Origin of the sequence: Parasphingopyxis sp., from assembly GCF_052168275.1 — a bacterium.
Classification (GTDB): Bacteria; Pseudomonadota; Alphaproteobacteria; order Sphingomonadales; family Sphingomonadaceae; genus Parasphingopyxis.
In genome coordinates, this window is the sequence record NZ_JBQLZM010000045.1 from 1 (window position 1) to 9,711 (window position 9,711).

Genomic DNA, 9,711 nt, shown 5'->3' on the forward strand with positions numbered 1-9,711 from the left:
GATCGGCATGTACGAGGTGCGGATCGCGCTGCACGCGGAAGTCGATGCGACGATCAAGGTCAATGTCGCCCGCTCGCCCGAAGAGGCCGAGCGTCAGGCGGAGGGCATCGACGTCATCGCCGAAATGTTCGAAAAGGAACAGGCCGAGATCGCAGCCGCCGAAATCGGTGTTGCCGACGAGGATGAAACCGAAGCGGCCGACGCCGGGGCGAGCGAAGACGGCGAAACCGCCGCCGACGAGGCTGCGGACGAAGCTGTCGAGGAAGCGTCCGACGACGCGGAAACCGACGCCGAAGACGCCGGCTCGGACGAGGAAGACGGCGAAGAAAAAGCCTGATTTCCCCCGGATATCTTGTTGGAGCGGGCGAAGCCGTTGGTCCTTTCGGACTGGCGCTTCGCCCGCTTCCTTTTTAGGGATGGGCGTCCATGAATAGCCCGCCCTTCTCGTCCCCATTGGCCCAGGCGTTCGCCCAAGGTCCCGCCTGGTTCCCGCAGCAGATGGATGCCGCGACCGATCGCGTGCTGCTCGTCCGCATGGCCGAAGAGGATTACCGGCAGGCGAGCTTTCTCGACCAGCGGATGCTGACACAGAAGAGTCAGCCGCAATGGGCCGACTGGCCGGAGCTCGAGGCGGCGGATCAGGCCGGGCGACGCGACGCGCACTTCATTTTCCATGTCGGCCATGTCGGTTCGACGCTGATTGCGAGGCTGCTCGGCGAACTGGACGGCGTCTTCGCGCTGCGCGAGCCGCAGATCCTGCGCAACTTCGCCGATCTGGCGGCCACCGACGGCCAGCCGCATGCGGTCTGGTCGCCCGAGCGGTTTCGCGACCGGCTCGACATGGCGGTCGGCTGGCTGTCCCGCACCTTCGCGCCCGCGGATCGCGCGCTCATCAAGGCGACAAGCTTCGTCAGCGAGATCGCGACGCCGCTGCTCGGCGACGACCGCAAGGCGCTGTGCCTCACCGTCGCGCCCGACCGCTATATCGCGACGATCCTCGCCGGCGAGAATTCGCGGCAGGAACTGGCCATGCTTGCCTCCCAGCGCCTGCACCGTCTGCACAAACGGCTGGGCTGCGCGGAGTGGCGGCTCTGGGACATGTCCGAGCCGGTGCGTGCGGCGATGAGCTGGCTCAGCGAGATGATGGCCCTCGACGCGGCCGCGAAGGCGGCGCCGGACGGCCATGTCCACTGGCTGGACTTCGACGCTTTCCTCGCGGACCCGGCGGCCCGGCTCGGCGATATCGCCGCGTTCTTCGCGATGGAGACAAACGCAGACGCCCTGTCCGCCCTCGCTGCCGGCCCGCTGATGGACCAATATTCCAAGGCCCCCGAACACGGGTATAGCGCCGACATTCGGGAGAAGCTGCTTGCCGAGGCGCGGGCGACGCACCAAGAGGGGATCGCCACGGCCTTGACCTGGCTCAAGGACATGGCGGCGCGCCATGCGGCAGTAGCCGAACTGATGACGGAGCATGCGAGGGCATAACGATGTTCAAGATGATTTACGGCCTGCTGAACGGCCAGGATATCAAGGAGTTGCGCGAGATCATCGAAACCGCGACCTTTGTCGACGGCAAGATCAGCAATCCGCACTCGCTCGTGAAGAACAATCTGCACCTGAACGACGAGAAGGCCTATGAGCGTTCCTCGACGATCATGACCAATGCCCTGTTGCGCAACGAGGAATTCCGCGCCTTCGCCTTTCCGCGGAAGATCGCGCCGCCGCTGATCACCCGGTATCAGAAGGGCATGCGCTACGGCCTGCACCCGGACATGGCCTTCATGCAGTCGATCGACGGGCCGGTCCGCTCCGACATCAGCTGCACCTTCTTCCTGCAGGACCCCAGCCAGTATGAAGGCGGCGCACTGCACGTCAAACAGAGCGACGGGCATATGCGGTTCAAGGGCGAACTGGGCTCGGCGATCGTCTATCCGTCGACGACCCTGCACGAGGTCGAAGAGATCACGAAAGGCGAGCGCATCGTCGGGATCACTTTCATCGAGAGCCAGATCGCCGATCCGTTCAAGCGCGAACTGCTCTACGAACTGAACGACGTCGCCGCGCTCGAAGGCGCGAACATGTCGGCGGAAAACTTCACGCGGATCCAGACCGTGCAGCAGAATCTCTTCCGCCGCTGGGGCGAGTGCTAGGCGGCAGCCAGGACGCTACGCGCCGCAATGCCATTCGGCGCGCATCTCCGTTTCGCCGTCCTGCCCCTCCTCGCGGACGAGGACGGACGCCGGCTTGACCAGCGCGCCTTCGATCTGTTCGCCCTCGCCTTCGCCCGGCGTGACGGTGATCGAAATGGCACCGGCGGTGAAGGTTCCGCCGTCCCACAACGCGTCCGGCTCTCCGTCGAACTCGAAATGGCGCATCGTACCGTTGGGCTGGGCGATCGAGTCTCCCTCGACGGCAACCAGCAGCGCCTTGCCGTCTTGCACCACACTGCAACCCGCTCCGGCTTCGAGTTCGGCCTCGATGACCGCGTAGGAGATCGGCGCGAGCACCGGCAATTCGACCGGCGGCGGCGTATCGACCGGCGTCAGCAATTGCGGCGAATCCTCGACCGCGCCGTCGGTCATGCCGTTGGTCGTTACTTCCGTTTCGCCGAGCTGGCCATCGCCACAGCCTGCGAGCGCCAGCGCGCCCGCCAAGACGATCCAGCCCCCGCCGGAGATACCCATTTCACCAGTCATCGGTCGGTCTGCTTCCCTAATAGCCCATCAGCGACAGGACTTCCTTACGACTTCTATCGTCATCGAGGAAGCAGCCAAGCAACCGCGATGTCATCATCCGCACGCCCGGCGTCCGCACGCCGCGCGCGGTCATGCAGCTATGGCTGGCGCAGATGACAACCGCAACACCATGCGGCTGGAGATGATCCCAGATGCATTGCGCGATCTCCGCGGTCATCCGCTCCTGCACCTGCAGGCGGCGCGCGAAACCGTTCATCACGCGCGCGAGTTTCGATATGCCGACGACGCGCTCCTTCGGCATATAGGCGATCGACGCCGTGCCGATGATCGGCGCCATATGATGCTCGCAATGCGACTGGAACGGAATGTCCTTGAGCAGCACCAGCTCGTCATAGCCGCCGACTTCCTCGAACGTCCGCGACAGGTGGACGCCCGGGTCCTCCTCATAGCCCTGGCAATATTCCTTCCAGGCCCGGCCGACGCGCTGGGGCGTGTCGAGCAGCCCTTCCCGGTCGGGATCGTCGCCGGCCCAGCGGATCAGCGTCCTGACCGCCTCCTGCACCTCGTCGGGAACCGGAATCTTGGCGGGTGGCTGCACCAGATCGCCATCCACGGCTTCGTCATAATCGCTCATATCGGGCCTTCTTCCAGAATCGGCGGGTTCGTTCCAGTGCTAGGTGCTCTTGACGGGCACGTAAAGCTGGCCGATCGTCCATAGTGCGGGGAGGATAGCACAATGCGACGGATCAGCATCACGCCATGTACCGGACCGGGCGCCGAAATCGGCAATGTCGACCTGTCGACGGAACTGGGCGACGAGGATTTCGCGCTCATCCGCCAGGCTTTCGCCGATCACGGCCTGATCTTCTTTCGCGACCAGCGGATCACGCCCGAGCAGCATATCGCCTTCGCGAAACGCTGGGGCGCCATCAATATCAACCGCTTCTTCACCCCGGTCGAGGGCTATCCGGAGATCGCCGAAGTCCGCAAGGAACCCGACCAGACGACCAATATCGGCGGCGGCTGGCACACCGATCACAGCTATGACGCCGAACCCGCAATGGGATCGATCCTCGTTGCGCGCGAGCTGCCGCCCAAGGGCGGCGACACGCTGTTCGCCGACATGGCGGCCGCCTATGACGCGCTGGACGACGAGACGAAGGCCATGCTGGAAGGCCTCGAAGCCGTCCATTCGAGCAAGCACATCTTCGGCGGCGCGGCGGCCTATCGCAGCCAGAGCGACGCCGGCGAGCGGCTGCACAATCCGGATGCGGCCGACGCGCTCGACGACGTCGTCCATCCGGTCGTCATCACCCACCCGCTGAGCGGCCGGAAGATACTGTACGTCAATGCGGCCTTCACGGTCGGGATCAAGGGCTGGTCCCAGAAAGACAGCATGAAGCTGCTGATGCCGCTCTACGCCCATGCCGCTCAGGATCGCTTCGTGACGCGCTTCGCATGGAAGCCGGGCTCGATCGCCTTCTGGGACAATCGCGCGACCTGGCATTATGCGCTCAACGACTATCAGGGCGAACGCCGCGTCATGCACCGGATCACGCTCGAAGGCTGCGCGCTGCATTAGGTCTTGCGCGGCCTCAGCTCTGCGCCGGTTCGGGCGATACCGGAACCGTCACGTTCCGTAGCAGCATGCTCGCGGTCAGGTCTCCAGTGACGTTGACGGTCGTACGGCTCATGTCGAGCAGCCGGTCGACGCCCATCACGATGACCATGCCGTCGGCCGGAATGCCGAAGCCGGCGGCCACGCTGACGAGGATCGCGATGCTGACGCCGGGCGTTCCGGGCGCGCCGATCGAGGAGGCGACGAGCGTGACGGTGATCAGCACGATCTGGCCGGCATTCAGGTCGATTCCCGACATCTGCGCGAGAAAGAGGATCGCGACGCTCTGATACAGGGCCGTGCCCGCCATGTTCATCGTGGCGCCGAGCGGCGCGACGAGATTGGCAACCTGGCGCGGAACGCCGAGCTTCCTGGCCGACTGGACGGTACTCGGCATGACCGCGGTGGAGCTCGAGGTCGAAAAGGCCAGCAACAGCGTTTCCCCGGCCTGCCGGAAGAAAGCCATCGGCCCCGTGCGGGCGAAGACTGCGAGGATGACGAGGTAGAGCAGGAACAGCAGCAGCAGGCCGAGCAGCACCGTTCCGACATAGGCGGACACGCCGATCAGCGTATCGAGCCCGATGCGCATGACGAGCTGTGCCATCATGCCGAACACCGCGAGCGGCGCGAGGAACATCGCCCATTTGACGATCGTCATGCAGATCGAGAGCAGCGCATCGAGGACCGAGAGAAACGGCGTGATCTTGTCGCGCGGAACCTGCGTCGCGGCGACGCCGATGAGCAGCGCGAAGACGACGATCGCCATCAGGTCGCCCTGCACGATCGACGCGGTGGGATTGTTGGGCAGGATGCCGGAGATGATTTCCGGCGCCATGCTGAGATCGAAAAACGCCGGGTCGCCCTCGGGAATATCCGCCGGGTCCGCCACCACGACCGAACCGGCAAGCCCCGCCCCGGGGCGGAACAGCGTCGCGAGCGCGATGCCGATGCCCGCGGCGGCGAAAGTCGTGGCGACTACGAATATGGCGAAGCGCAGACCGATCCGCTGCAAGGCCTCGCCCGATCCGCTGCCGGTCAGCCCGCCGATAATCGAGGCGAAGACGAGCGGCACGAGGACCATGGCGATCAGCCCGAGAAACAGCTGGCCGGGAAGCGCGAGCCAGGCGCCCAGCCAGCGCGCTGTATCGGCCGAAACGAGGCCGGTTTCGGGACCGAACACCAGCCCGGTGACGATGCCCAGGACCAGCCCGACCATGACCTGCGCCCAGAGCCGGGTGCTGATCCAGCTGCGCATCTTGGCCGATTGCTGGCCGAGATGGATGCGCGGCAATTCGGGGAATGTCGTGATCGGCATCGGTGCGTCTCGCTCGGTTCGGGGTGCTTTCGATAGAAGTCGACGTTTAGCCCCAACATGTGCCAGGCGCGAGCGATGGAACGATAGCCGCTGCCTATGCGTGCAATCGACCGGCGTTTCGAACACCCGACCACCGGCATCGGCACGACCGGAGACCGCATTTGAGAAATGGTGCGCCCGACAGGATTCGAACCTGTGGCCCCCGGATTAGGAATCCGATGCTCTATCCGACTGAGCTACGGGCGCCTTCCGCGCTCGTTAGGCGGCGACCGTCGGCGGGTCAATTGTCGCTTTTCGGCGGACGGATGGGGAGTGGCAGCGGCGCGACCGGAACGCCGTCCTCGAGCAGTTCCTTCGCTTCGTCGAGCGACGTCTGGCCGTGGATCGGGCGTTCGTCGATCTCGCCGTCGTGCATCGCCCGGGCTTCGGCGGCGAAAGCATCGCCGACATAGTCGGATTTCTCGAGCGCCTCGGCCTGTTGCCGGGCAAGCGCTGCGAGCATCGCTTTCATCAGCGCCGGGTCCGGACCGGCGTTCGATAGCGCCAGGGGCTTGTCCGCAGCGGCGCCGCGCGGCTTCGTTTCGGCCTTGCGGTTGCCCTTCGTTCCGACCGCGGGCGCCATGACCGCCTTCGCGATCTCGGCCGAACCGCAGATCGGGCAGCTGACGAGTCCGCGGCCGCGCTGCTCCTCATAATCGGCACTCGACCCAAACCAGGCCTCGAACACATGGCCCGCATCGGCGCATTGGAGGTCGAACACGATCATGCGGACGGCTCCGGCGCCGCGAAGGCGCGGCGATGATCGAGCACGGGGATGCGCCGGCGCACCTCGTCAAGCCGCGCCGTATCGATCTCGGCGAAACCGACACCGGGCGTTTCGCCCATGTCGAGCAGGATGTCGCCCCAGGGGTCGACGACCAGACTGTGGCCATAGGTTTCGCGGCCGTCTTCATGGCGTCCGGCCTGGGCCGCGGCGATTACGAACGCGGCGGACTCGATCGCCCGGGCGCGCATCAGCACATGCCAGTGCGCCTTGCCCGTGGGCACCGTGAAGGCGGCCGGGATGGCGAGCAAGGTCGCACCGGCATCGGTGAGCGCGCGATAGAGATCGGCAAAGCGCAGATCGTAGCAGACCGAAAGGCCGAGCGGCCCCGCCGGCGTATCGGCGACCACCGCCATGTCGCCCGCGTCATAGACCGACGATTCCCGCCAGCTCTCGCCGGTATCGAGATCGACGTCGAACAAATGGATCTTGTCGTAACGCGCGCGGATGGCGCCGGTGTCGTCGATCACGAAGCCGCGATTGACGAGACGGTCGGCATTGTCGTCCGAGCGCAGCGCCAGCGAACCGAGATGCAGCCAGATACCCTGCTCCGCCGCGGCCTTCCGGACGGCGGCGAGCACCGGATCTTCGGCTTCCGCGGCGAGATGCGCCGCGGCGCGCTTGCGGTCGCGGTCGAGCAGCCCGCTCATCTCCGGCGTGAACAGCATCCGTGCCCCGCCGGCCTTCGCCGCGGCGATACCGTCGACCAGCGTCTGCGCATTGCGGACGGGATCGATGCTGCCGGTCATCTGGAGAAGGGCGATGCGCGTCACGGGCGGATCAGGCGGCCAGCATGGCGTCCAGCTTGCCGGCCGCCTCGAGCGCGGCGAGATCGTCCGACCCGCCGACATGATGCCCGTCGATGAATATCTGCGGCACGGTGCGGCCGCCATTGCTGCGACCCAGCATCTCGTCCCGCTTCTCGCGATCCATCGTGATGTCGAATTCCTCGAACTCGACACCCTTGGACGCGAGCAGGTTTTTCGCGCGCGCGCAGTATCCGCAGAGGAATTTGGTATAAATCTCGATCTTCGCCATGGTTTCCATGTGTGAAGCATCGCGCGCCGCGTCAATAGCCGTCGCCTTCGGCCGCCGCGACGCGCGCCCAGCAGCGGACATGGACTTCGGCCGCGCCGCCGCGCTTCAGCGCCCTGGCGCAGGCGCGGGCGGTGGCGCCGCTCGTATAGACGTCGTCGACCAGCACGATCCGGGCGCCGTCCAGGCCGTCGCGTCGCTCGGCTCTCAGCGCGAAGGCGCCGCGGACCGTCTTCGCCCGTTCCCTGGCGCCCATCGCGCGCAGATAGGGCGTCGCGCGCGTCCGGACGAGCGCGTCGAGAACCAGCCGGTCCGGGTTTTCCGACGCCAGGGCCCGGGCGATCAGCGCCGCCTGGTTGTAACCGCGCCGCCAGAGCCGGCCGCGATGGAGCGGGACCGGCACGATGGCGGCATCGTCCAGCCCCGCCATGTGCCGGGCCATCGCCCGGGCGATCGTCCGCGCCAGCCCGATCCGGCCGCCATATTTGAGCCGCAGCGCGATGGTGCGGGCGATATCGCCGTAGCGGACCGACGCGCGCATCGTTTCGAACGGCGGAGGATCGGCGAGGCAGGCGCCGCACAAAGCATTGCTGTCCCCCGCGACGACGAGCGGGTCGCCGCACTGCCCGCAGCCCTGGTCGAGATGGTCGAGCTGCCGCCAGCAACCGAGGCAGAAGCGATAATCGCCGTCGACGATGTCGCCGCACGCCGGACAGCGCGGCGGCAGCGCGAAATCGACGACCGGCTTCGCCATGCCGGAGAGGATCGCGGACAGATCGGCCATATCCGGCCTTGTCCCGCACCGGGCGGCCGGGCACAAGCCCGGCCATGACCACCCCGACCGATGCCCGGGACAAGCCCTTCCACCGCGCGCTGCGGCGCGTCCGGCGCGATCGCGCGCTGCGCGGATGGGCGGAGCACGCCTTCCTGCAGCAGCATATGGCCGCCGAGCTGCTCGAGCGGCTGGGCGTCGTGCAGCGCGATTTCTCGCGCGCACTGATCCTCGGCCATGCGGGCGCCGACTTGCCCCGCGCGCTAGACGCGATGCATATCGACAGCGTGACCGCGGATGCGGGGTTCGCGCTCGCCCGCGCCGCTGGTGGCGTGCAATGCGACGAGGACCGCCTGCCCTTCGCCGATGCGAGCTTCGATCTCGTCGTCGCGGCGGGCACGCTCGACACCGTCAACGACCTTCCCGGCGCATTGACGCTGGTCCGGCGCGCGCTGCGCCCGGACGGCCTGTTCCTCGGCGCTTTCGTCGGTTCGGGGAGCCTTCCGGTGCTTCGCCGCGCGATGCTGCAGGCGGATCTGGTCGGGGGCGGCGCCGCGCCGCGCATCCATCCGCAGATCGACATCCGCTCGGCGGGCGACCTTCTCGGGCGCGCTGGGTTCGCGCTGCAGGTCGCGGACGGCGAACGGCTCGACGTCCGCTATTCCGATCTTTCGCGGCTGGTCGCCGATTTGCGCGGTTCGGCCAATGGCAGCCTGCTGCGCGGGCCGCCGCTCTCGCGATTTTCCGCCGCCGCCGCCCATGCCGCATTCGATGCCGAGCAGAGCGACGGCAAGACGCGCGAATCGTTCGAGATCGTCTATCTGACCGGCTGGGCGCCCTCGCCCGACCAGCCGAAACCGGCCGCGCGCGGCAGCGGAACAGCCTCGCTCGCCCAGGCCCTCAAACCGCGTGGTCCGGACGCCGGCTCCTAGATCAGCGCTTCGAGCAGGCCGATCAGCGGCCGGTCCGCGGGCGGCATGTCCAGCGCATAGAGTTCGCGCGGATAGACCCATTTGAGTTCCGGCGCCTCGATCGGCCGCACGATCCCCCGCCATTTGCGGCAGACATAGAGCAGCAGCAGCAGATGCCGGTCGCCGAGCGGTTCGCTGGCGAAGCAGCCGGGCGCCAGGCAGGACTGGTGCGTCTCGATCCCCAGCTCTTCCTTCAGCTCGCGAACCAGGGCGGTCTCCGGCGTCTCGTCCGGCTCGCATTTGCCGCCGGGAAATTCCCACAAGCCGGCCATGGGCCTTCCAACCGGCCGTTTCTGGACGAGAATCCGGCCGTCCCGATCGACAAGGGCGGCGGCGGCAACGGTGAAGAACGGCGGGTTCATTCGAAGTCTTATCACTTTCTTAAGACGAAAATGCGAAGGCCGACCGTGGGTATGGAAAAATGGGATATGGTGCCATGAAAAACTGGCTTGGAAGAATTGTGCGCGACGAACGCGGC

Annotated in this window: 12 protein-coding genes, 1 tRNA gene and 1 pseudogene; 5 read left to right on the forward strand and 9 right to left on the reverse strand. The window is 66.6% G+C overall.

Features of this window, described 5'->3' with window-relative positions; all coding sequences use genetic code 11:
• The 3 genes and pseudogenes from ACTS1X_RS03885 to ACTS1X_RS03895 all read left to right on the forward strand — a co-directional run.
• Positions 1-134 (forward strand): annotated as a pseudogene (locus ACTS1X_RS03885) (50S ribosomal L9 C-terminal domain-containing protein); the annotation flags it as partial.
• A gap of 292 nt (positions 135-426) precedes the next feature.
• The gene (locus ACTS1X_RS03890) at positions 427-1,488 is read left to right on the forward strand and encodes a hypothetical protein (RefSeq protein ID WP_442613066.1); all 1,062 of its coding nucleotides are present in this window, start codon (positions 427-429) and stop codon (positions 1,486-1,488) included.
• A 2-nt stretch (positions 1,489-1,490) separates the two neighbouring features.
• Positions 1,491-2,153 carry a Fe2+-dependent dioxygenase gene (locus tag ACTS1X_RS03895; RefSeq protein WP_442613067.1) on the forward strand — a complete coding sequence of 221 codons (663 nt, stop codon included), beginning with the start codon at positions 1,491-1,493 and terminating at the stop codon, positions 2,151-2,153.
• A gap of 15 nt (positions 2,154-2,168) precedes the next feature.
• Here the strand turns inward: ACTS1X_RS03895 and ACTS1X_RS03900 are convergent, their stop codons facing one another.
• Together ACTS1X_RS03900 and folE are read right to left on the reverse strand one after the other, a co-directional pair.
• Positions 2,169-2,687, reverse strand: a complete 519-nt coding sequence (locus ACTS1X_RS03900; protein ID WP_442613068.1) for a hypothetical protein — start codon at positions 2,685-2,687, stop codon at positions 2,169-2,171.
• A 28-nt stretch (positions 2,688-2,715) separates the two neighbouring features.
• Complete coding sequence (gene folE / locus ACTS1X_RS03905; RefSeq protein WP_442613069.1) at positions 2,716-3,333, reverse strand: GTP cyclohydrolase I FolE; 618 nt, start codon at positions 3,331-3,333, stop codon at positions 2,716-2,718.
• Between the two features lie 102 nt (positions 3,334-3,435).
• Here folE and ACTS1X_RS03910 point away from each other — a divergent pair, with 102 nt between their 5' ends.
• Positions 3,436-4,281 (forward strand): TauD/TfdA dioxygenase family protein, encoded by an 846-nt coding sequence (locus tag ACTS1X_RS03910; protein ID WP_442613070.1) that lies wholly within the window; start codon positions 3,436-3,438, stop codon positions 4,279-4,281.
• Positions 4,282-4,294: 13 nt separating this feature from the next.
• Here the strand turns inward: ACTS1X_RS03910 and ACTS1X_RS03915 are convergent, their stop codons facing one another.
• From ACTS1X_RS03915 to ACTS1X_RS03940, 6 genes are all read right to left on the reverse strand, one after another.
• Positions 4,295-5,632 carry a dicarboxylate/amino acid:cation symporter gene (locus ACTS1X_RS03915; RefSeq protein ID WP_442613071.1) on the reverse strand — a complete coding sequence of 446 codons (1,338 nt, stop codon included), beginning with the start codon at positions 5,630-5,632 and terminating at the stop codon, positions 4,295-4,297.
• Positions 5,633-5,801: 169 nt separating this feature from the next.
• Positions 5,802-5,878, reverse strand: a tRNA-Arg gene (locus ACTS1X_RS03920).
• Between the two features lie 34 nt (positions 5,879-5,912).
• Positions 5,913-6,398, reverse strand: coding sequence for a DUF1178 family protein (locus ACTS1X_RS03925; RefSeq protein ID WP_442613072.1), 486 nt, complete (start codon positions 6,396-6,398; stop codon positions 5,913-5,915).
• Complete coding sequence (locus ACTS1X_RS03930; protein ID WP_442613073.1) at positions 6,395-7,228, reverse strand: carbon-nitrogen hydrolase family protein; 834 nt, start codon at positions 7,226-7,228, stop codon at positions 6,395-6,397. Before ACTS1X_RS03930 ends, ACTS1X_RS03925 begins: the two co-directional genes overlap by 4 nt.
• A gap of 7 nt (positions 7,229-7,235) precedes the next feature.
• Positions 7,236-7,493, reverse strand: a complete 258-nt coding sequence (gene grxC / locus ACTS1X_RS03935) for a glutaredoxin 3 (RefSeq protein ID WP_442613077.1) — start codon at positions 7,491-7,493, stop codon at positions 7,236-7,238.
• Between the two features lie 31 nt (positions 7,494-7,524).
• Positions 7,525-8,274, reverse strand: coding sequence for a ComF family protein (locus ACTS1X_RS03940; RefSeq protein WP_442613074.1), 750 nt, complete (start codon positions 8,272-8,274; stop codon positions 7,525-7,527).
• 44 nt (positions 8,275-8,318) lie between these two features.
• Here ACTS1X_RS03940 and ACTS1X_RS03945 point away from each other — a divergent pair, with 44 nt between their 5' ends.
• Positions 8,319-9,194 carry a methyltransferase domain-containing protein gene (locus ACTS1X_RS03945; RefSeq protein WP_442613075.1) on the forward strand — a complete coding sequence of 292 codons (876 nt, stop codon included), beginning with the start codon at positions 8,319-8,321 and terminating at the stop codon, positions 9,192-9,194.
• On the opposite strand, the gene ACTS1X_RS03950 is transcribed toward ACTS1X_RS03945, so the two are convergent.
• Complete coding sequence (locus tag ACTS1X_RS03950) at positions 9,191-9,595, reverse strand: (deoxy)nucleoside triphosphate pyrophosphohydrolase (RefSeq protein ID WP_442613076.1); 405 nt, start codon at positions 9,593-9,595, stop codon at positions 9,191-9,193. The two genes, ACTS1X_RS03945 and ACTS1X_RS03950, sit on opposite strands and share 4 nt — an antisense overlap.
• Positions 9,596-9,711 lie beyond the last annotated feature (116 nt).

Excerpts from the sequence above, each read along its gene's own strand:
- ACTS1X_RS03890 (WP_442613066.1), top strand. The coding sequence starts at position 427 with ATGAATAGCCCGCCCTTCTCGTCCCCATTGGCCCAGGCGTTCGCCCAA.
- ACTS1X_RS03895 (WP_442613067.1), top strand. The coding sequence starts at position 1,491 with ATGTTCAAGATGATTTACGGCCTGCTGAACGGCCAGGATATCAAGGAG.
- ACTS1X_RS03900 (WP_442613068.1), bottom strand. The coding sequence starts at position 2,687 with ATGGGTATCTCCGGCGGGGGCTGGATCGTCTTGGCGGGCGCGCTGGCG.
- folE (WP_442613069.1), bottom strand. The coding sequence starts at position 3,333 with ATGAGCGATTATGACGAAGCCGTGGATGGCGATCTGGTGCAGCCACCC.
- ACTS1X_RS03910 (WP_442613070.1), top strand. The coding sequence starts at position 3,436 with ATGCGACGGATCAGCATCACGCCATGTACCGGACCGGGCGCCGAAATC.
- ACTS1X_RS03915 (WP_442613071.1), bottom strand. The coding sequence starts at position 5,632 with ATGCCGATCACGACATTCCCCGAATTGCCGCGCATCCATCTCGGCCAG.
- ACTS1X_RS03925 (WP_442613072.1), bottom strand. The coding sequence starts at position 6,398 with ATGATCGTGTTCGACCTCCAATGCGCCGATGCGGGCCATGTGTTCGAG.
- grxC (WP_442613077.1), bottom strand. The coding sequence starts at position 7,493 with ATGGCGAAGATCGAGATTTATACCAAATTCCTCTGCGGATACTGCGCG.
- ACTS1X_RS03940 (WP_442613074.1), bottom strand. The coding sequence starts at position 8,274 with ATGGCCGATCTGTCCGCGATCCTCTCCGGCATGGCGAAGCCGGTCGTC.
- ACTS1X_RS03945 (WP_442613075.1), top strand. The coding sequence starts at position 8,319 with ATGACCACCCCGACCGATGCCCGGGACAAGCCCTTCCACCGCGCGCTG.
- ACTS1X_RS03950 (WP_442613076.1), bottom strand. The coding sequence starts at position 9,595 with ATGAACCCGCCGTTCTTCACCGTTGCCGCCGCCGCCCTTGTCGATCGG.